We start from the raw sequence: 19881 nt of genomic DNA, 5'->3' as shown, positions 1-19881 counted from the left end.
CGACCACCACGAAGGAGGAGATCAACTCGCGTCATGACACACCCATCCACAACTCTTGACAATTGCTCGCTTAATGGGCACGGCGAGCTCAAGGTCGTTCGGCCGGTTCAGGACGTTCTGGCCCTTGTGGATCGGCAGGGTGCTCTCGACATCGGCGATGACTCTGTGGATGGCTTCGACGACGCCTTTGGCGTGCCCTTGTCGCGGCGGACAGAAGACAACGTCGATGCCGCACTCGGCCGCGAACCCCAAGGTGTGGTCGCTGGCATTCTCCGTGCCGTGGTCGAACACCAGGGTGCTGGAATGGATCGCGGGCTTGCGGCCGATGACCTTCTGGATGGTGGTCTTCTCACCCTCCGGGTCATCGTTGAGCGCGACGAGCCTCGGTATGCCGTGCCACATCACCAGTTCGTAGGGATAGCCGGCTCTGGTCACCGTCGGGCGGCCCATTTGCGCGATCAACGCGCACACGTCACGTGATGTGGCTGCGCCGACGCAGACGCGAAGCGCGACGAACCAGCGTGTGTAGACGTCGATCGCACTGAGGATGACCGCTGGCACCAACACGCCTTGGGGACCAAGGATGGCCACCGTCGTGGGGGTGGCATCGACCTGAACCAGTTCACCGGGGCGACTGACGCGTTGAGCCCCGTAGACGGCGAGAGGCCGGCTGGACTCAGAACGACGAGTCTTCGCCACGTGGTGAAGGCCGCGCCCGCGAGAGACCTCCCCGACCAGGACGCCCAACTGATGGCGCGTGACCTCGTCCGCCACGGCGGCCCGATCGAGCCTGCTTCTGATCCGGACAAGCAGCTTGCGCTGGCTCTTTCGTGGCCTTTGACTCTCGGCCGCGACTTCCTCGCGGACGATCTCAACGACGGCCGGATCGAACTCATCAAGCCGCTGGGTCAGAGTCCGGCGGTTGCCGTGGATCAGGAAGTCGGGCCCCTCGCCGATGCGACCAACTTGGCGGTAGAGCGAGGCTCGGGAGGCGCCCACCTCACCGAGGGCTCTTAGCTCGAGGCTCTTCGTGATCAGGCGCTCTGCTGAGGTGGTGGACTTCGGGTCGTAGGCCGGGTTGAGGATTCCAGCACGGCGGTCGGCCTCCGGGTTCCCTCGCAGGGATCCCGTCTCGATCTGCACCAGGTCGCGGTAGCGCTTCGAGACGGCCGCGCGCTCTTCTTCGCCCAGTTCCGCCAGCATGGGTGCTGGATGCTGCTCGAGGACATCCACGGGTGGTGCAGGCTTGCAGGTCAGTGACGCCTTGACCAGCGCCATCCACGTCACTCGCGTTCGGTGGTCACCATGGTCAACGACGACAACGACCCTGCCGTCCTCATCGCGGGTGATCCCGATGACCTTGCCCGCGTCTGGCTGCTCGTCGACCGGGTGTCCAGCACCGATGGGCCGACGGCGATGAGCAGCGGTCACATGGTGTGCAGCCACGGCGCACCCCCTCCCGTTGCCTGGAATGCGACGGTGCTGTCCAGCTCCATCACGGAGTCGAGGTTGACGTGCACGTGGCCGTGGTCGATGAGATCCCACAGGCGGACGAAGCCTTGTGGCCCTCCGCCAAGCAGGTCGCTTGCACGCTGGACGTCGATCGAGCCTGGTGTTTGGCGCAAGAGCCGTGACGCGCCGACCCGGTCCTGATAGGTGTCATTGCGTCCGGCATGGAGGAAGTTGATGTTCCGCACCCGCTGGGCGGGGAGCTCGGTCCGCACCTGGTACTCCCACCCCAGGGCCTCAGCGGTCGTCGCCGTGAGCTGGAGGACTGCCTGCAATCTTGGATCGTCGAGCTTGGTCCGCGTGGTCACGTCGACCAAGAGCGCACGCCCGTCAGCGTCGCGGAGGAGGAAGTCGGGGACGTGTCCCCGGACTCCAGTCGTCATGATCCACTCCAGCCGAAAGGGCTGTGTAGCCACTTGGGTCGGTGGTCGAGTGATCAGCAGGTCGCGGAGATGGGTGAGTTCGTTGAAGCTCTCGCACCAAACCGCCCGGCACTCGTGGGCCTCGGTCGGGACGACCACCCTAGAGATGTAGTTCTTCATTCCCTTGTGAGAGGCGGGCCGGCGGACCGGCAGCAGCTGGTCCGGCACCATCGACGTCAAGGAGTTGACGTCGGCGGTCGCGACCATGGGCAGGCAGTTGGTGTCGATCGTCAGGAGTGTCGCCGAGGCGGCTGAGGCGACCTTCGCCCGCTCGGCGGCGTCGCCAGCGACGTCGACGACCTCTGCCCACTTCGCGGGATGTCCTTCGAGTGAGGGGATGAAGTTGGTCCGTCGGCCGAGTCTGTGAGGGACCGCCGAGTGGCGTTTACGCATGAAGGGTTTCCTCTCGTCAAGAGGCTCACCGTTGACGCGGGCACGTCGGGTCGCCACAATGGCAGCAGCGAGCCCCAGGGGGTTTCGGGTTGAATGAACTTGAGCGCGGTCCTGCCGCGTTTCGCGTCGAAGCCGGGTTGCCGCCCGGCTTTCGTCGTGTCTGGGGGATGACGGGCTCCCAGAAGTGCCCGGGTCGCGTCACATGGCCTGCTCCTTGAGGAGGACCTCCTGAAGGGCGGCTTCGCCGACTGCACTCACCGTGCGTCCTGTGTCGTCGGCGGCGGCGAAGAGGCGTCGTGCCAGTTCGGGGGTGAGCCGCAACTCGACACGGACTGGGCAGTCAGTGGAGATGGCGCGAAGCCGGGGACGCCCACGTCGGGCCTTGATGGGTTGCTTGGCGACCATGTCTTCCTCCGGCACTCCAACTTCAACGAAGCTGGGGCCAGAGGGTGATAGCCCGTTGCTTGCCGGCCGGGGTGGTCAGGTCCGTCCGGGCCACGTTCGATCTATGGAAGATCCCGTTGTGGCTTACCGGTTTGTGAACATACCGGTATGTGGAGCGGTTGGGAAGGGCCTACTCGACCGGTCGGGCAAACTGCTCCTCCAACGCGGTCGCGACTGCTTCGAACTCTTCAAGCGCAGCAGTGAGGTCCTCGACGATCTCGCGCGCCAGGACATCCGGTGACGGCAAGTTGTCGAGGTCCTCGAGGGACTCGTCACGCAGCCAAGTGATGTCGAGGTTGGCCTTGTCTCGCGCCGTGATCTCGTCGTAGGTGAAGGGCTTCCAGCGCTCGCTCTCGTCGCGCCGGTCGCGCCGTCCCGGCTCGTATGCAGCAACGAAGTCGTCGAGGTCGGCTCGCCGGAGTGGGTTCTGCTTGAGGGTGAAGTGCTTGTTGGTGCGCAGGTCGTAGACCCACAGCTTCTCGGTCCACGGCTGACCGGGCCGGGCGACCTTCTTGTCGAAGAAGAGCACGTTGGCCTTGACGCCTTGGGCGTAGAAAATGCCGGTGGGCAGCCGCAGCATGGTGTGCAGGTCGAAGTCGGTGAGCAACTTGCGGCGGATGGTCTCGCCCGCGCCGCCCTCGAAGAGGACGTTGTCGGGCAGCACGACTGCCGCGCGGCCGTTGGTGTCGAGGATGGTCATGATGTGCTGGACGAAGTTGAGTTGCTTGTTGCTCGTCGTGGCGACGAAGTCCTGGCGCTCGATCTCGCGGTCCTCTCGGACCTCTCGGCCGTCGGCGCCGATCATCGTCAGCGACGACTTCTTCCCGAACGGCGGGTTCGACAGCACGACGGACCATCGCTTGCCCGGGTCGGCGGTGAGCGAGTCGCGGACCTCGATGAGCGAGTCGCCGTCGGCCGTGCCGATCCCGTGCAGCAGGAGGTTCATAGCCGCCAAGCGAGCGGTGCCGTCGACGAGTTCGTAGCCGTTGACGAAGCCTTCCTGCAGCTTGGCCCGTTGCGTCGGCGTCATCGACTCGGCGCCCTGCTCGGCATACTCGTTGGCCACCAGGAGAAAGCCGGCCGTGCCGCAGGCGGGGTCGACGACAGTGTCTTCGACGGTGGGCTGGGTGACGTCGACGATCGCCTGGATGAGGGCGCGCGGCGTGAAGTACTGGCCCGCGCCAGATCCCTTGTCAGAGGCGCCCTTGCTGAGCAACTCCTCGTAGGCGTCACCCTTGATGTCCGTGCCGGACTGAGACCAGTTCTCTTTGTCGATGAGGTCAACGACAAGGCGCTTGAGCTTGGCCGGGTCCTGAATGCGGTTCTGCGCCTTACGAAAGATCGTGCCGATCACGCCGGGCTGGCGGGCCAGTCCGTTGAGGATGCGGGTGTACTCGAACTCGAGCTGATCACCTTGTGCGTCGAGGAGTCGCTGCCACGAGTACTCCTCGGGCACGATCTGCTGCGGCTTCAGCTTCCGGGTGGCGCGCTCGTGCGCCATCTTGAGAAAGAGCAGATAGGTCAGCTGTTCGGTGTACTCGATGACGCCGACCCCGTCGTCGCGCAGCACATCGCAGTACGACCACAGCTTGTCCACCAACCGTCGGGAATCGCTCACGGGTGCCTCCTCGGCCAAAACGGGTCGTCGATCCATCCGCGGGGTATGCCCATTCCCGAGAGCGGGACAGCGGGATGTTCGTGAAACAGGTCGTCGAGACGCCAAGCCCACGACGAGCCTGGCGCAATGGTGTGCAGCATGGTTTGGAGCGAGACGAGCACGGGATACAACCGCTGGCGTCGCCACTCGTCACGGATGAACAGGTCGCCGTCGTCGATCCACCGGATCGCGCGCGACTTGGGAATGGCAGGGTAGACGCCGAGTCCCCTGTTCCACAGACGACCGTGATGGGCGCAGATGTTACGCACCCGCTGGTAGGTCAGCAGCCACGAGGCCAAGACCGGGGCCCTGAGACCCAGCGTCCTCGCAATGTCGTTCTGGGCCGTGGTGTTTGCGAGGGAGGCATAGACGTTTCGCATGCTTCCGAAGCTCAGCTCCTCCATGACGATCCAGGTCGGGGGCCGTGCCGGCTCGCCGTAGCGCGTGACGTAGTGCTCGAGGGCAGATACGAACGAGTCCTGGCCGACCAACTGCTCGCGAGGCCGCTGAATCTGATCTGTGACCATCCGGTCGACGTCCTCGAGCAGCCGCGTATGGGTGCCTGGGCGGGCGAAGTGGGCGCTGTTCTCGTACCAGTGCGGTCCATGCACGAGGGCCATCTGGTCCCCCAGGGCAGCCCGCACTGCGACTTCGACCCGTTCCAGTGCGTCGAGGACGATCAGGCGTAGCTTGCGATCGAAGATGTAGAGGCCTAGCACCTCATCGAAGGTTGTACCGGCGCGCAGGATGTCCCTCTCGTCGGCCTCAAAACTGCGTACGTATGCGGACATCCGGTAGTAGCCGATGTGCCTCAGATACCGGGCGGCACGATCCCGATCGTCAAGGATCAGCCCTCGTTGCTGCCAGCGATCCAGGAGGTCGCTCTGCGAGAGGGCGGGCTTGAGGTAGCGCTCAACGCCTCGCGCCCGACTCCGTTGGCGTTCAGGCAAGAGAAAATCCCCCAGTTGCGCATCGTTGAGAGGCTCGGGGGATTTGGTGTCCCAAACGTACACCCCAGCGGCGACTCCGCGCGGGAACTGTGATCGGTTCGTTCGTCACAGTCAGCCCTCCTCGTAGGAGCGCTGGACGAGCGGCAGCGCTTGAGCGAGCGTCTCCGGGCCGTTGACTCGAACCTCGAGATCACCGGTGCCGAAGTGGCCGATCTGGCGCACGTCGCGGCTGAAGCCCTCCACGAGATCCACGGTGTCCGGGTTCACCTTCAGATACAGGGCGAGCTCGCGCCGCTGCGGCAAGATCTCAACGCACAGGAAGTTCTTCAGGCGCCGGTAGGCGATGTAGTACTTCAGGGTCTTCTGCGTCACGTCGTCGCCCAACGCCCGCACGTAGTCGTCGAGCTCGCCGTAGAGGTCCTTCAGCTCGGTCGGCGATTGATCGAGGTACTCACTGACAGTCTTGTACGTCGCGGGGGTTGGCGACTCGGTCACCGGTGGCGTCACGTCAGGCGCGCCGGTCGAGGTCTGGGCATCCACCCGCGAGGAGTGGACCAGTTCGAGAGCGAGCAGCTCACCAGCGAAGTCGCGGTAGCGGACAAGGTCGATGCTGCGGTCCATCTGGTTCACCGCGTGCTCGTCGTACCTGGTGAACCCGTTGGCCACGCAGATCAGTCGCGGGTTGCGCCAGTCGATCCCTGATGCCACCTCGGTACCTAAACGCTCGAGCACGAGCACCTTGAAGTCGCCACGGTGGTCCATGAGCCAGTCAAGGTAGAACAGGCCCTGGTTGATGACGCTCTCGTTGATCGCCCGCTTGTACTCGAAGATCACCGGGCTGCCGTTCTCGTCGATCCCGAGCGAGTCCATCCGGCCGCCATGGCGGGTGCCCGTGGAGTACTCCGTCGCCAGGAGCCGCACACCGAACAGCGTGTCCATGTTGGCTTCGATCAGCTTCTGGAGGGAGCGCTCCAAGGCCACCGAGGCGCCCTGCAACTCCGTGGCCACGCCGTCGGTGATGCGGAACAGCTTGAGGTCAGACATCGGTCAACTCCTCGATCATTTCGGCGTCCGTGTGCCGCCCGGTGAGCTTCCCCTCAAACGCCGCCGCCAAGACGGCTCTCCTCAGTGACGTGTGTCGCCTTTCGGCCAAGGAAATGGCCGCGATGAGTCGGCGGCGATGGTCGTCGATAGCCCCGATGCTGGCGACGAACCGTTGTTGGTCCTCGAGCGGTATCAGAGGGAGCTCGATTCCCTCGAGTTGCGACTGGTTGACCTTGTAGATGCCAGCGCTGGTTCGGGCGACCCCTTCAATCTGCAAGCGGGTCCGCCTCGAGTTCCACACCATGTCGAGGAACTCCGGGAGCATCGTTTCCGCCCTCGGCCTGGCGCGAATCGCAGTGTCAGGGAAAGCCACCTCGTCGGGCTGGGCGCGTACCAGCGACCCCCTGCCCACCAGCCGCAAGCTCCCGCTACCTCGGGCGATGAGATAGTCGCCGCGCTGCACGAGGAACCGGGAGGCCTCAGCGCGCGACCAGTCACCCGCCTTGCGCTCAGACAGATCGACACCAGCGCCCTTCAGGGCCGTGAGCCGTAACACGGGGAAACCCCCGTCTCGTGAACGTACCGATCGACCGTTCGTGAGTGGTGTCTCAAGGAAGCCGGGCAGGGGTCGGGATGGGCAGTCGTCGGGGATGAGTGATCGGATGGCTGACTCGTGGAGGTTCTCCGCCCGTTGGCTGGCCTGGCGCAGCCCGTGGTGGGCGGCGTCGAGGTGGGAGAGGTGTTCTTCGAGGATCTCGACGATCCGCCGCTGCTCAGACAGAGACACGCGCGGTATGGACAGGGTCGAGAGGTTCCTGCGCGAGATGCGCTTGCGTGTTGTACCGCTCTGCAAGGCCTCAACTCGCATATGGAACTGCGGCGCATTGATCATCCACGCCACGTAGGCCGGCTCGAAGGAGCTCGTGTCCGCACGCAGGATGGCGACGTCAACGGCCGTTACAGCCCTGCCGATGGTGGGTGGCACGACGCAGGAGCGGCCAATGGGATCGGGCATCCGCGCGATGAGGACATCGCCTGGTTCAAGGAACGTGCAGTTCAGGCGGGAAGCCTGGTCCTCGCGCATCCATCGATCCGATCGATCGCGGAACATTCCCACCCCGACATCCGCGAGCTGGGTCAACCTAACAGTTCCTTGCGGGTCCTGATTCTTGGACTCCACCCAGTCCCCATCTGAGAAGAGCCCTGCACGCCCGACCTCTTCGAGGGAAGCCCAAGTCACGCGGTCAGCTCCGCATTCAGTGCATCGAGCAAGTCACCGGCGCGGTCGCCGAGGTCGCGGAGGGCACCATCGACGCCGCCTCTGTCGGTGAAGGGTGCGCGGTCGAGGTCCTCTGCGGTGATGCCGGCGCTTGAGGCGATCACGTCGACCATTCGGTCGAGCCACCACCTTTCGAGAGGGGAGAAGTCAGAGCCCGCCTGCGCCTGTTGAGCCAGCCACGCGGCATACCGCTCCTGGACCTTCGCGGCGTAGGGGACGAGCTCGTTGTCGAGGCCGACCGTATAACGCAGCAGTGACACCAGGTCGGTCAGAGTGTGGCGGTCGCTGTGCTTGACCTTGCCGATGTCGACCGCTTCGTATGCGGCCCAGATGATGTCGGGAGTCCAGTTGTGCGGCGGCCGGGAGATGCGGTCGGCGAGCTCTTGGATATCCGCGAAGGCGATTCGGTGAACCTTGGCCTCGGTGATGACCTGGATCGCGGTGATCTCGTCGCGGTGCTCGGTCAGATACTCAGCCCAGGACTCGACGACCGACTTGGCCCGGTTGGGGTCGACGACCCCGTGGGCGTCGAGGAGGACGTCGACGCTAACCTCATCGACGATGCGGTCGTGGGTGGCGCGCAGCTCGAGGATGCGGGTCCGCAAATCGGGGTTGGACGCGAGCGGCGTGACGGCGCGCTCGAGTAGGTCGCGCCGCGCTTGGTTAGGGTCAGTGGCCCCTTCGATGGCCTTGGCCTGGGTGTCCGGATCAACGGCATCGACGAGGAGGCGCACAATGTCACGAACGGAGCCGCCGGCCACCTCGTCGAGTTCGGTGCGTTCCTCCGGTGTCAGCTCGAGTTCCAACTTGGCCAGGCGTGAGCCGAGGGTGGCGGTCTCGTCCTCGGTGATGGTCAGATTCGCTGCCTTGTCGAGGAGCTTCTTGAGCGGGACGGCCTTGTCGCGGTTCAACGGCGGGTCGACGAACTCGTGCTCGGTGACGCCGACAGCGTCGACGATGACGAAGCGGGTCTTTGCGGTCGCGTCGGGGGTGACGGACTGGAAGTCGGCAGGCGCGATGGTGCGCGCCCCTCGGCCCTTCATCTGCTCGAAGTACTGAGCCGAGCGGACGTCGCGCATGAAGAGCACGCATTCGAGCGGCTTGACATCGGTGCCGGTGGCGATCATGTCGACAGTCACGGCGACCCGAAGCGTCGGGGACGTGCGGAAGGCCTGGAGGTGTCCCTTGGGGTCCTTCGCGGCATACGTGATCTTGGCGGCGAAATCGTTGCCCTTGCCGAAGACCTCGCGGACGGTGGTGACGATCTCCTCGGCGTGCGCGTCGTCCTTGGCAAAGATCAGGGTTTTGGGGACCGTGGAGCGGCCGGGGAAGATCTCGGTGAAGAGCTTGTCTCGGAAGGTCTCCAGGACGAGGCGGATCTGTGACTTGGCCGTGACCGCGCGGTCGAGCTGCCGTTCCGTGTACTCCAAGTCCTCCTCGATCGCCTCAAGTCGCTGCTTGCGGGTGCGGCGGTCGATCTTGGGCACGATGGTGCCGGCGTCGATCGTGGAGCCACGGTCGCTAATCTCAGTGCGGATCCGATAGAGGTCAAAGTCGACGTTGACCCGGTCGGCAACGGACTGGGGGTAGGTGTATTCGGAGACGAGGTTCTGCCGGAAGAACGCGAACGTCTGCTTGCCGGGGGTGGCGGTCAGGCCGATGACGTGGGCGTCGAAGTACTCGAGGACGCCGCGCCAGACGCCGTAGATGGAGCGGTGGGCTTCGTCCACGATGACGAGGTCGAAGGCTTCGGGCGGGAGGTCCGTGGAGTAGCTGACGGTGACGGGTGCGTCGGGGACGTAGTCATCGAGGCCCGGGTCGTCGCCCTCGGTGACGTCGTTGCCGCGCAGGACTGAGTGGACGCGCTGGATTGTGGAGACCACGACGTCGGAGGAGCCGAGCATGCCGGCGCTGGTGAGCTTGTCGACGTTGTAGATCTCGGTGAAGCGGCGCCCGTCGCCGGGGGTGCGGTAGTTCTGGAACTCGGCGATCGTCTGCTCGGCGAGATTGTTGCGGTCGACGAGGAAGAGGATGCGCCGGAAGCCGCCGTGCCTGAGGAGTCGGTAGGCGGTGGTCGCTGCCGTGAATGTCTTGCCCGCTCCGGTGGCCATCTGCACCAGCGAACGGTCGAACTGCTGGTCGGCCAGGCTCTGCTCGATGCCCTTGATCGCGGTGATCTGAGCAGGCCGAAGCGGCGCCTCGTCCAGTGTTGGGAGGTGACGCACCTTGGCACGCCAGGTCGGGGTGTCCGGATCAGCCTCGGCATCCCGGACGAGCTTCGCCAGGGTTGCGGGCTTGGGGAAGTTGAAGATCCGCCGGGCGCGAGGGCTGGGGTCGTAGCCATTCGTGAAGTGGGTCTCCGACCCGCTGGCCTCGAACACGAACGGCAGGCGTCCGTCGACGGTGATCGATCGCAGCTGTGCGTCGGCAGGGAGGCCGTTGGCGTACATCGCCGACTGCCACTCGACGCCCGAGAGCGTGGTGCCCTCGGGCTTGGCCTCGATGACCCCGACGACCTTCTTGTCGACGTAGAGGAGGTAGTCGGCCCGGCCGTGCCCTGTCTTCATGACCGCCTCACGGCAGGCCACGCCATCGTTGGCGAACAGGTTCAGGTCCTTCTTGTCCTGCACCGACCAGCCTGCATCAGCAAGCTGACGGTCGATGAGCACACGCGCGCGCTGCTCGGCCGCCAACTTGGGGTCACCATTACCGGTATTCACTGATCGCAACCCTAAGGGTCGAGCAGCGCGGGCGTCCCGAGACGGCGACTACCGCGCACCGCCCAAGCCGCGATCGAGGGCATCAACAACCGTTCGGCCAGCGAGGTCGAGCTCGTTGATGGCGTGGATGTAGAAGCGCTCGACCATCGCAGCTGGCTCGACTTCATCGAAGGCCCGGAGCAGTGAGCGTAGGTCATCGATAGCTGCTGCCAACTCGTGGCGAACATCCCGCTCGTCGAAAGCATCACCACCTGGCATGAGACCAGCCTGCCGCAGTCGCCGGCGTTGTCGGTGGCGTCTGAGTCAATAGGTCCATGGATCAGACGTGGACTGTGCGTGACCTGCCCGTACTACGGGCGATCGTTGAGCTCTATGAAGAGACGGGTCAGATCGTGAGCCCCAACCAAATCGAGGCGAAGACCGGACTCGCCGCCGAGGTTGTCCAGTCGGCGCTCAGAGCGCTCGACTCTGAGCAGCCGCCCTACGTCATGAAGATGCAGAGGTACTCCTCGGGCCACGTCGTCATGATCGGCGCTCCAACCGGCCACGCGCGTCGCGCGGTCGGTGCCTGGCCGACAGCTGAGACGATCGCAGATCGACTCGTCAGCGCCCTCGATGGGCAGCAGAGCGCGAGCCAGACCCGAGCGGAAGGGCTGGCTGCGCAAGACGGCTGCATACCTGGGCAACGCCGGCCGAGATCTCGCAGTCGAGATCGGAGCGACCGCGATCAACCGCCAGATGGGGATGTGACCGAAGCGGCCGTCTCAAACTCCGCGGCTGACGTCTCAGAATCCACCGCTGAAGCGGCGATCCGTCTCACGCCGTCTCATACTTCCGAGTAAATCTCAAAATCGCTCGCCGTTGACACACCCCGGGTCAGGGGTGGTCGCGGAGGTAGCGGCCGAAGTGGGGGACGGTGAAGGCGATGCGGCCGCGTTCGGTGGAGTAGATCAGGCCTTTCTTCAACAGGGCGTCGCGGGCGGGGGAGAGGGATTGGGGTTGCTTGCCGAGCCACTTGGCGACCTCGGAGGTGGGCACCGAGTCGAGTTCGATGACCAGGGAGGAGTTGTATGCCGTTGTCCCCGAGCCAGATTCGTCGGTCTCCTCCGTGGCGGCCCCGCCCTCGATGCGGCTGGCGCCGCCGAGGGGGTTCCCCTCCGCGTCGACCAGCGCCACCTCGGCCATCGCGCGAAGATAGTCGCGCTCGGCGGGGGTGGCGCGTTCATACCGGCTGCCGAAGAATCCAACGGCGAGTTCCGCCTCCGCGCGCGGGACGGCGACAAGCACGTCCTCGCGTGTGATCGGCGTGCCGGGTGCCAGATCCCAGACCTCCTTGCCATAGGCCTGGATGAAGTACGGATAGCCGCCGGTCACGGCATACATCTCGGCCAGGGCATCGACCTCGAAGTCCGCGTCCTCCTCCTCGGCCGGCACAGCAAGCGCTGCGTCCGCAGCGTCGCGCTCGAGGCGGTCGATGCGGGCATACCGAAACAGCCTCTCGGAGTAGGACTTTGACGCAGAAAGCACCGCCGGGAGGTGCGGCAGACCCGCGCCGACCACGATCACCGGCAGTGAAGATTGGGAGATCTCGTGGCACGCCGCGCAGAGCGCGGAGATGTCCTCGGGCCCGAGGTCTTGCATCTCGTCGATGAAGATGGCGATCCCGCGCCCCAGGTCGGCGGCAAGCCCGCCGATATCGGTCAGCAGTTCCACCAAGTCGATCTCGATGTCGCCCGAGTCGGCCCGGCCGGCGATGGCGGGGGCGTCGATGCCGGGATTCCAGCGGTCGCGCAGCTTCGCATTCGCGGCGGTCTCGCGCTGCGCGAACGACTTCACCACCCCCAGCACGTGGTCCACCTGGTCGAGCTGCGTATGCCCGAGCTCTCGCACCGCGACATGCGCCGCGGCGGCGATCGGGCGCCGGAGCGTCTGGTCAGGGCGCGCCTCGAACTTCCCTGTGCCCCAACCCGCTCGGACTGCCTGGCCGCGAAGAGCGTTGAGCAGCACGGTCTTTCCGACGCCCCGCAAACCGGTGAGGATCAGCGAGCGCTCGGGGCGCCCCTTCGCCACGCGTTGCAGCACGACATCGAACTGGGAAAGCTGCTCATCACGGCCGGCCAACTCGGGCGGGCGCTGACCGGCACCGGGCGCATACGGGTTCCTGATCGGGTCCACGATTGGACTGTATGTCAGTGTCTAACCTTCTCGGCAGATTCGCCGCCCACCCGCCGTTCGTGTCCTCGCAGCCGCCCCGCGAAGCACCTCAGCCCGGCACGCCGATCGTGATCAGCACCAAGCCCGCCAAGCCGACGAGGAGCACGAGCGCTGTCAAGCCAAAGACTTCGACGACGGCATCGCCATGCCCCGCGAAAACCTCCGCGCGCCGCCCATGGCGCAGCCGGACCAGGCCCAGACCCGCGAGGATGCCGAAGACGACCGGGAGGAGGACGCCACCGCCATACTCCGGCAACCAGCGCAAGAAGAGCGCGGTGACGGTCATAACCGACAGCAAGGTTCGACCCCAGGAGAGATCGGAGCGCTCGCGGGCCAGGCCGGTGTCACCGGACCACACCGGATGCGCGTCGGTCACGCCGATCACCCCCGCGCGACGATCGAGATCGCCAGGGCACCGGCCGCAATCGTCACCCCTGCCGCGAGCGCGAGGGCCACCGGATTGAGTGGCAACGGCCGGCCCTGACGCATCGCCCGCTCCAGGCTCACCCACCGATAACAGGAGACGCCGGCGAGCACCATACCCAGACACACCAGCCCGAGGGAGAGCACGCGGCGCTCCACGACGCCGAGGGCGTTACCGGCGAAGGCTTCGATCGCGACACCGCCACCGAGCAGAGTGAGAGCCGTGCGGATCCAGGCAAGAAAGGTGCGTTCGTTGGCGAGGCTATAGCGCGGATCGGGCTCGCGTCCCGGCCCGAGCACCCGGCGCTCGAACCGGCCCCCGCGCTCCACGTCCACCGAAAAGCCTTGCGGATCAGACGGATTCGCGAACCGTGATGATGTGGCGGACCACGCCGGGCAGCCAGCCGGTCTCGCCGCGCATCCACCGCGCGGCGACCAGATTCTGGGGGACGACGACGAAATCGCCCTCCTTCTGATCGGTCACGGCGAGATCGGTGCCGAAGACATCGGTCACCACGCGCCAGCGCAGATCCGTCGTGCGCGTCAGGTGCTCGCCGACCCCGATGGCAAACATCTCGACGATGCCGTCGTGGTCCGGACGCTTGCGACGCGAGACATCGCGCCACGCGGTCAGTTCCGCGTCGAAGGCAGCACCGAGCGCGTCCAGATCGTCCACGTCGATCGACTCGGCCTGCAGCGCAGCCAGCCCGCTAGCGACCCGCGCCTCCTCCTCGTCCCGTAGCCGCCGGTCCCGGGGCCGCAGCGGTCCCATGCCAGCGTCATCGATCGAGGATTCGTCCGCCGCGGGATAGCGGGAGGGTGTCGCCTCCGCGGCCTCGGGGGTGTCGTCCTTGCGTCGCGAGAACAGGCCCATGCGTCGAGCGTAGTCACATGACGCGCGGGGCGTCGTCGTCTCCGGCGAGCGGCTTGCCCGCGGCGAACCAAGCCCGCATACCCCCGTCGACATTGATCGCGTCGATGCCCTGGGCGTTCAGCCACTGCACGACCTGCCCGGACCGCCCGCCGGAGCGACAGATCACGGCCACCGGCTCGAGATCCGGCAAGTCGCCCAATCGCACCGGGATCTCGTTCATCACGATATGCACCGCCCCGGGTGCCCGGCCGGCCGCCCACTCGTCGTCCTCACGGACATCAAGCAGCACCGCATCATCGGCGAGGTCGGTGACGGACACGGAGGGCAGTTCGTTCATGGGGCCCATTGTGCCCGGGGGCGCTCACGCTGGCGGCGCCTGGCGGCTGGCCCGACGTATGAAGTCCGCCAGGTCCGCGCTCTGGCGCACCCGCGACTCCTCGTGGACGTACATCATGTGTCCGGCGTTGTAGTAGGCCTTTTCGATATTGCCGCGCAGCTCATCCGGCAACCGCAGCAGGGCGAGCACCTGCTCCGCGGCGGCGGGCGGGGTGGCCCCGTCATACACCCCGAAGGCAACGTGCACTAGCAGGTGCGGATTGCGCCGCATCGCCCGCTCCAGCAGCGGCGAGACGTCGATCGGGCGGCCCTCGAAATCGGCATACGACCACGGGTGCACGCGCTCGGCGATCCGCTCGTAGGGCAGGTCGTTCTCATAGCCCAGCTCGGCGCGCAGATAGTGATTGATCGCCGCGGTGTAGCCGCCGTCGATCGCATCGAAGGACGGATCCGCGTCCATCTCTTCGGCGATGGCCGACGCGGCCGGGCCGGTGAAGCGCGAGTCCAGGCGCCCCACCGTGCGACGCTCGGCGCGCAGCAGCTCGCCGAAATAGCGCCAGTGTTCGATCCGCAGATCGGCCCGGTCGACATACTCCTCGCTCAGCCCGGTCAGACGAGCCAGCGTCGCCACCGCATCGGCGCGCTCCGCGGCGGTGAGTCGAGACCCCCGGGACAGGACCCATGGGTAGTCGCGGTCCGCATACTCCTGAGCTTCGGCGACCACATCGTCCCGGGAGCGGCCGGGGTGCTTGCCGTGCCGGTGCGCGGTCGCGGCATAGAAGGGCAGATAGAGCGCGTGCGCGCGGTCGTTGCGCTGATTTTCGAAGTCGATCGAGGACAGATCCAGGACGCTCGAGATGAGGACCAGGCCGTTGAGATACATGCCCAGCGGGCCCTGCAAGTGCTCGGCCAGGGCGGCTCCACGCAGCGTGCCGTACGACTCTCCGATGACGAACTTCGGTGACAGCCAGCGGGATTGGCGAGAGGTCCAGAGTCGGATGAGCTCGCCGATGGCGCTGATGTCGCCGGCATAGCCGTGATAGTCGCCGGGCTTCTGCCCCTCGGCGGCCCGCGTGTAACCCGTCGACATCGGATCGATGAAGACCAAGTCGGTGTGCGCGAGCAGGCTCTCGGCGTTGTCCACGAGCGCGTAGGGCGGCGCCGCCGGTTCTCCGGTATCCCCCGCGAGCACCCGGCGCGGCCCGAGCAGGCCGAGGTGCAGCCACAGGCTCGCGCTGCCCGGCCCGCCATTGAAGACGAACGCGACGGGCCGTGTCGTGGGGTCCGCATCGTCGGCGGTGTATGCCGTGAGGAAGACCTCCGCCTTGGCCCGCGTCCCCTGGAAGACGCCATCGTCATAGACCTCTTCGCGCAGCACGATCCGGCCGGTGGTGGCCGTATAGGGCAGCTCGCCCGATGCGGTTCGGAGGGTATGGCGGGTGGTCACCGTCGCATCGCTCGGTGCCGGGGCGGCGGTGCTCGTGCGGGTGGTGGCGGTGTGGGTGGCCGTCACCGTGCCGGGCGTGGCCGGTGTGACCGGCGCGGGCGTTTCCGGGGAAGTCATCCCGCGACCCTATGTCGGTCGGTCGGTTGCGTGTCGGGTTCGCGAGGTCGTCAGGTTCGGCCGAGATCGTCACATCAACCTGACGACCTGGGCCCAAACTGACGACCTCAGCGCGAGATCATCACTTTGGACAGGCCTCGTCCCGGACGGCTACTTCAGGAACTTGGAGGTGCGCCGGTCGGCGAGTGGCTTGCCGCCGGTCTGGCAGGTCGCGCAGTACTGCAGGGAGGAATCGGCGAAGGACACCTCACGAACCACATCGCCACATTCGGGGCAGACCTCGGCGGTGCGGCCGTGCACGCGCATGCCCGCCCGCTTGGCGTCCTTCAACTCGGCGGCCGGTTTGCCGGATGCCGTCGCCACGGCCGCGGCGAGAGTTGAGCGCATCGCGGCATACAACCGGCTCACCGCGTCCTCGTCCAGCGAGGCCGCGATGGCGAAAGGCGACATCTTCGCGACATGCAGGATCTCGTCGGAGTAGGCATTTCCAATGCCGGCGATGATGCCTTGATCGCGCAGCACGCCCTTGATCTGCGCCCGGCGCGCCCCGAGGATCGCCGCGAAGTCGGCCTCCGAAAAGTCGTCGGCCAAGGGGTCCGGGCCGAGTGAAGCAATCCCGGGAACCTGGGAAGGATCGCCGACGACATAGGCCGCCAACCGCTTCTTGGTGCCGGCCTCCGTCAGGTCGAAACCGGACCCGTCGTCGAGCCGCACGCGCACCGCGATCGGCGACTTGCCGGGCCGAATCACAGTGCTGGGCAAGGCATCCGACCAGCGCAGCCAACCGGCCCGCGCGAGGTGGAAGATGAAATGCGTTCCGCCGCAGTCGATATCGATGAACTTGCCGAACCGTGACACCCCGTCAACGGGTGCACCGATCAGCGCATCCGGCGGCGGATTGAAGGTCTTCAAGACCGTGAAGGATCCGAGCTCAACGCCGACCACCGCCAATCCCGTTGCGCGAGAGCGCAAAAAGTCGGCGAGCGCTTGCACTTCGGGGAGCTCCGGCATACCTCAGTCCTCCACGACGACATCATTCGGCACGGGCAGTTGCCCCAGCGCCACGCGCAACAACCGCAGCAGGCCATAGCCATCGCTCGCCCGGCAGATCGGCACCGACGACAGCTTGCGCCGGCCGGCGCCGACGTCATCTTGCGCCAAGGGCGTGAAGTGCGACAGGAGTTGCTCTGTCGCGGACAGCCGGCGGATGGCGATCGCGCGCACCTTCTCCGGGCGCTGCTCGGCGAACTCGCCATAGATGGCCGGGTCGTGTTGTCCGTCGTCGCCGACGAGCACCCATTCGATCGACGGCAGCTCGCGCGCGAGCCGATGCAGCGCCGCCCGCTTATGATCCTGCCCGCTGCGGAACCACCCGGTGTTCGTCGGTCCCCAGTCAGTCATCAACAGCGGTCCCGCGGGATAGCCCTTATCGCGCAGGAAGCGCGTGAGCTGCGGGACGGTATTCCACGCACCCGTCGACAGATAGACGATCGGCGCTCCGGTGTTGTCCCGCAACAACTCTCGATACGTCGTCGCCATGCCGGGCACCGCATTGCGGGTCCCCTCATGCCGGACAAAGGTGTTCCAGGCGGCGATCATTGGCCGCGGGAGCATCGTCTTGATCACGGTGTCGTCGATATCGCTGACGATGCCGAAAGTGACATCGTCCGCGACGATCCGCACCGCCGCCTCGACCTCCTCGCGCCCGGACGTGGCGATCCGCGCGGTCTGCCACCCGGCGTCCAGGCCGTGCCCCGTGATCGTGACATCGATGATCCCGGCCCGGTCGGTGCGGGTGTTGACCGTTCGGTCGCCGAGGGTGATCGTCACCGGCAGGTCGGTGCCCGGCGTCGAGAGGAAGGAGCGCCAGCCGCGGCGCACATGCATCGCGCGATACAACTCGATATCGCTCGCGGCCGCGTCGGCCGCTGCGTGCTCCGGATGCCGGGTCAGCAGCACTCGCGCGAGGACCCGCGCTTGCGATGTGGAGCCATAGCCGGTGAAGGTGACGACCTCGCCCTGCCAGCCGCGCGTGCGCAGCCGCTCGCCCTTCGCGCGATTCCAGCGGTCCTCCAGGATCGCTGCGGCGTGGGGCTGGGCCATGGTCGACAAGCGTAACGGGGCGGCTTCCGGTCGGCCTCGTGCGGTCTGAGAGGGTAACCCCGTGCCGGCCCAGCTCCCGCCGCCCACCCAGCCCCCGGGTGGCGACCACCCACTCGCCCCCATCCTGCGGGACGCGATCGCCGGCGGCTGGCCGCCCGCCGACGGGGCCGTTGTACACCTGCCCGCCTGGCGCGCCGGGGTGAGCGGGATCGTCGCGCTGACCGGCCGGGCATACCTGTGCACCGACCGGTCCCTCGACCTCGACGCGCTGACGCGAGCGGGCGCCGACGGCTTCGGCGGCGCCACCTTGCCGCAGGCCGTGCTCGATATCGCCGGCCCCGGCGCGGTCATCGACTGCCTCGATGTCCTGCTCGCAGGACAGGGCCGCGGCCGCGTTGGCCGTCTCGTGGACCGACCCGACCTGCGCGACTCCCCGCGCGCCGCCGCCGCGAGGCGCAGCCGCTCGCACGTGCGGGTCCTGGGGTATGCCGACACGCACCGAAGCGACCTCGTCACCCTCTCGCGTGGCGTGGCCGGGCTGCCGGAGCTTGGCGTCGAAGCCGCCGAACCCGGAAGGGGCTCAACGCTTTTCGGCGATGCCCTTGACTCGCTCTCCGAGGGTCAACTGCTCCTGGCCGGCGTCGCGCCGGGGAACGCCCGCTCCTTGCGGTCGGCGCTTGGGGCCGGGTTCGTCATAATCGGGTCCGTGCAAATCATCGTGCACACCGCGCCACTCCCCGACGAGAGAACCCTGTGACCGAGCCGCTTCTCATCAAGACGATGGGCTGCCGTTGGCGCGTCGATGTCAGTCGCGTGACGGAGGCGGACGCGGACCGGCTGCGCGTTCTGTGGGGACGCACATCCGGCTGGGAACCCGATCCCCACGAGCCGCCGGACTTCCCCCGCGAATTGACGGTCACCTACCCTGACCTCACCGATGGGCTCTCCGATCCGCTGGTGATCGGCCGCAACATCGAGACGGCGAGCTATACCTTCTCCGGCCTGATGACCGTCCGCAGCCTGACCGCGCAGGCGGGGCGCGTGACCCTGTTGCATTCCGCGGCGCTCGCCCTCCCCGAGACCGGAGCCACGGTGCTGCTCGTCGCCGAATCGGGAACCGGCAAGACAACCGCCGCTAAAGAGTTGGGTCGCCATCTCGGCTATCTCAGTGACGAGACCGCCGCGATCGATGCCGACGGGATCGTCATACCGCATCCCAAGCCGCTGTCAGTCATCCCCAGGCCCGGCGAACCGAAGGTCGAGATGGCCCCGGATGAGGTCGGCCTCTTGCCGCCGTCGACCGTCGAGCCGTGGGTCGCTGCAACCATTTTGTTGTGGCGCAGTGATGCCCCAGGTCCCCTCGACCTGACGCCCGTCGATCTGCTCACCGCTCTCAGCGAAGTTATTCCGCAGTCCTCCTCGGTGCCCGTGCACGACGAGCCCCTGCCGACCCTGGCGAATGTCCTCACCGCTGGCGCCGGCACCTTCCGGCTGCGATATGTCGAGATCACCGACGCCATCGGGATGATCCTTGAACTGCTGCGCGGTGTCGCACCCGGCGACCACCGGCCGCGGGACTGGGAGCGCATCGCCCCCAGTGCGGATCGCCGCACCGGGCCGTGGTCGCCGTCCCCGGCGTGGACCCCCCCGAACGCGGACTTTGACGGCCCCCTGGAGCGGGCACCCTGGCGAGATGCCTTGCGGGACATCGAGACCGAGAGCATCTTCGTGCTCAACGCGCACCAGCCGACCAAACTCCTGGGGTTGGGCGCCACGGTCTGGACGCTCTGCGAGAGCCCGCAAACTCCTGCCCAATTGTTGGACGAGGTCATCGCCCAGCACGGATCGCATCCACAGGCCGCAGACCTGGTCCGTCAAACGATCGCCACGCTCGCCGCAGAGGGCCTGCTCCGGGCTGCCGACCCCGCCGCAGCCCCGGACTGACCGCA

Annotated in this window: 20 protein-coding genes; 3 read left to right on the top strand and 17 right to left on the bottom strand. The window is 66.6% G+C overall.

Features of this window, described 5'->3' with window-relative positions; all coding sequences use genetic code 11:
* Positions 1–21: 21 nt before the first annotated feature.
* The 9 genes from ABD225_RS15420 to ABD225_RS15380 all read right to left on the bottom strand — a co-directional run bounded on the left by ABD225_RS15420 (position 22) and on the right by ABD225_RS15380 (position 10676).
* Positions 22–1446 carry a hypothetical protein gene (locus ABD225_RS15420; RefSeq protein WP_344087430.1) on the bottom strand — a complete coding sequence of 475 codons (1425 nt, stop codon included), beginning with the start codon at positions 1444–1446 and terminating at the stop codon, positions 22–24.
* Positions 1428–2324 (bottom strand): hypothetical protein, encoded by an 897-nt coding sequence (locus ABD225_RS15415; protein WP_344087426.1) that lies wholly within the window; start codon positions 2322–2324, stop codon positions 1428–1430. Before ABD225_RS15415 ends, ABD225_RS15420 begins: the two co-directional genes overlap by 19 nt.
* Positions 2325–2522: 198 nt before the next feature.
* Positions 2523–2729 (bottom strand): hypothetical protein, encoded by a 207-nt coding sequence (locus tag ABD225_RS15410; RefSeq protein ID WP_344087423.1) that lies wholly within the window; start codon positions 2727–2729, stop codon positions 2523–2525.
* Positions 2730–2898: 169 nt separating this feature from the next.
* Positions 2899–4386, bottom strand: a complete 1488-nt coding sequence (locus ABD225_RS15405; protein WP_344087421.1) for a type I restriction-modification system subunit M — start codon at positions 4384–4386, stop codon at positions 2899–2901.
* A complete protein-coding gene (locus ABD225_RS15400) occupies positions 4383–5375 on the bottom strand; it encodes an Abi family protein (RefSeq protein ID WP_344087418.1) in 993 nt (330 codons plus the stop codon). Before ABD225_RS15400 ends, ABD225_RS15405 begins: the two co-directional genes overlap by 4 nt.
* Positions 5376–5486: 111 nt before the next feature.
* The gene (locus tag ABD225_RS15395; RefSeq protein ID WP_344087415.1) at positions 5487–6419 is read right to left on the bottom strand and encodes a DUF5655 domain-containing protein; all 933 of its coding nucleotides are present in this window, start codon (positions 6417–6419) and stop codon (positions 5487–5489) included.
* Positions 6412–7503, bottom strand: coding sequence for a restriction endonuclease subunit S domain-containing protein (locus tag ABD225_RS15390; RefSeq protein WP_344087412.1), 1092 nt, complete (start codon positions 7501–7503; stop codon positions 6412–6414). The genes ABD225_RS15395 and ABD225_RS15390 overlap by 8 nt, the downstream gene beginning before the upstream one ends.
* Positions 7504–7655: 152 nt before the next feature.
* Positions 7656–10418 carry a type I restriction endonuclease subunit R gene (locus ABD225_RS15385; protein ID WP_344087409.1) on the bottom strand — a complete coding sequence of 921 codons (2763 nt, stop codon included), beginning with the start codon at positions 10416–10418 and terminating at the stop codon, positions 7656–7658.
* 48 nt (positions 10419–10466) lie between these two features.
* Positions 10467–10676: a hypothetical protein gene (locus ABD225_RS15380; RefSeq protein WP_344087406.1), complete on the bottom strand. Its 210-nt coding sequence runs from the start codon at positions 10674–10676 to the stop codon at positions 10467–10469.
* Positions 10677–10732: 56 nt separating this feature from the next.
* On the opposite strand from ABD225_RS15380, the gene ABD225_RS15375 reads away from it, so the two are divergent.
* The gene (locus ABD225_RS15375) at positions 10733–11260 is read left to right on the top strand and encodes a hypothetical protein (RefSeq protein ID WP_344087403.1); all 528 of its coding nucleotides are present in this window, start codon (positions 10733–10735) and stop codon (positions 11258–11260) included.
* Between the two features lie 34 nt (positions 11261–11294).
* Here ABD225_RS15375 and ABD225_RS15370 read toward each other — a convergent pair whose 3' ends face one another.
* The 8 genes from ABD225_RS15370 to ABD225_RS15335 form a co-directional block, all read right to left on the bottom strand.
* The gene (locus ABD225_RS15370; protein ID WP_344087400.1) at positions 11295–12593 is read right to left on the bottom strand and encodes an ATP-binding protein; all 1299 of its coding nucleotides are present in this window, start codon (positions 12591–12593) and stop codon (positions 11295–11297) included.
* A gap of 88 nt (positions 12594–12681) precedes the next feature.
* The gene (locus ABD225_RS15365) at positions 12682–13008 is read right to left on the bottom strand and encodes a DUF202 domain-containing protein (protein WP_344087397.1); all 327 of its coding nucleotides are present in this window, start codon (positions 13006–13008) and stop codon (positions 12682–12684) included.
* 5 nt (positions 13009–13013) lie between these two features.
* Positions 13014–13391 (bottom strand): YidH family protein, encoded by a 378-nt coding sequence (locus ABD225_RS15360; RefSeq protein ID WP_344087394.1) that lies wholly within the window; start codon positions 13389–13391, stop codon positions 13014–13016.
* A 16-nt stretch (positions 13392–13407) separates the two neighbouring features.
* Positions 13408–13929: a DUF3806 domain-containing protein gene (locus tag ABD225_RS15355; RefSeq protein ID WP_344087391.1), complete on the bottom strand. Its 522-nt coding sequence runs from the start codon at positions 13927–13929 to the stop codon at positions 13408–13410.
* Between the two features lie 13 nt (positions 13930–13942).
* A complete protein-coding gene (locus ABD225_RS15350) occupies positions 13943–14266 on the bottom strand; it encodes a rhodanese-like domain-containing protein (protein WP_344087388.1) in 324 nt (107 codons plus the stop codon).
* A 24-nt stretch (positions 14267–14290) separates the two neighbouring features.
* Positions 14291–15829: a S10 family peptidase gene (locus ABD225_RS15345; RefSeq protein ID WP_344087386.1), complete on the bottom strand. Its 1539-nt coding sequence runs from the start codon at positions 15827–15829 to the stop codon at positions 14291–14293.
* A 150-nt stretch (positions 15830–15979) separates the two neighbouring features.
* Entirely contained in the window at positions 15980–16840 is an 861-nt protein-coding gene (locus ABD225_RS15340) for an Fpg/Nei family DNA glycosylase (protein WP_344087383.1), read from the bottom strand.
* 3 nt (positions 16841–16843) lie between these two features.
* Complete coding sequence (locus tag ABD225_RS15335; RefSeq protein WP_344087380.1) at positions 16844–17932, bottom strand: App1 family protein phosphatidate phosphatase; 1089 nt, start codon at positions 17930–17932, stop codon at positions 16844–16846.
* Between the two features lie 61 nt (positions 17933–17993).
* Between ABD225_RS15335 and ABD225_RS15330 the strand changes: the two genes are divergently transcribed.
* Positions 17994–18689 carry an N-acetyltransferase gene (locus ABD225_RS15330; protein ID WP_344087378.1) on the top strand — a complete coding sequence of 232 codons (696 nt, stop codon included), beginning with the start codon at positions 17994–17996 and terminating at the stop codon, positions 18687–18689.
* A complete protein-coding gene (locus ABD225_RS15325; RefSeq protein ID WP_344087376.1) occupies positions 18686–19876 on the top strand; it encodes a hypothetical protein in 1191 nt (396 codons plus the stop codon). The genes ABD225_RS15330 and ABD225_RS15325 overlap by 4 nt, the downstream gene beginning before the upstream one ends.
* The last annotated feature ends 5 nt before the right edge of the window (positions 19877–19881 follow it).

The organism is Nostocoides veronense (assembly GCF_039531185.1).
Lineage (GTDB): Bacteria > Actinomycetota > Actinomycetes > Actinomycetales > Dermatophilaceae > Nostocoides_A > Nostocoides_A veronense.
The sequence above is the reverse complement of the archived record's forward strand: the minus strand, read 5'-3'. Positions and strand labels throughout refer to the sequence as shown.

Bases quoted from the DNA above. Each gene is read 5' to 3' on its own strand.
- ABD225_RS15415 (WP_344087426.1), bottom strand. From the start codon at position 2,324: ATGCGTAAACGCCACTCGGCGGTCCCTCACAGACTCGGCCGACGGACC.
- ABD225_RS15410 (WP_344087423.1), bottom strand. From the start codon at position 2,729: ATGGTCGCCAAGCAACCCATCAAGGCCCGACGTGGGCGTCCCCGGCTT.
- ABD225_RS15395 (WP_344087415.1), bottom strand. From the start codon at position 6,419: ATGTCTGACCTCAAGCTGTTCCGCATCACCGACGGCGTGGCCACGGAG.
- ABD225_RS15390 (WP_344087412.1), bottom strand. From the start codon at position 7,503: ATGCGCGAGGACCAGGCTTCCCGCCTGAACTGCACGTTCCTTGAACCA.
- ABD225_RS15380 (WP_344087406.1), bottom strand. From the start codon at position 10,676: ATGCCAGGTGGTGATGCTTTCGACGAGCGGGATGTTCGCCACGAGTTG.
- ABD225_RS15375 (WP_344087403.1), top strand. From the start codon at position 10,733: ATGGATCAGACGTGGACTGTGCGTGACCTGCCCGTACTACGGGCGATC.
- ABD225_RS15355 (WP_344087391.1), bottom strand. From the start codon at position 13,929: ATGGGCCTGTTCTCGCGACGCAAGGACGACACCCCCGAGGCCGCGGAG.
- ABD225_RS15350 (WP_344087388.1), bottom strand. From the start codon at position 14,266: ATGAACGAACTGCCCTCCGTGTCCGTCACCGACCTCGCCGATGATGCG.
- ABD225_RS15345 (WP_344087386.1), bottom strand. From the start codon at position 15,829: ATGACTTCCCCGGAAACGCCCGCGCCGGTCACACCGGCCACGCCCGGC.
- ABD225_RS15340 (WP_344087383.1), bottom strand. From the start codon at position 16,840: ATGCCGGAGCTCCCCGAAGTGCAAGCGCTCGCCGACTTTTTGCGCTCT.
- ABD225_RS15335 (WP_344087380.1), bottom strand. From the start codon at position 17,932: ATGGCCCAGCCCCACGCCGCAGCGATCCTGGAGGACCGCTGGAATCGC.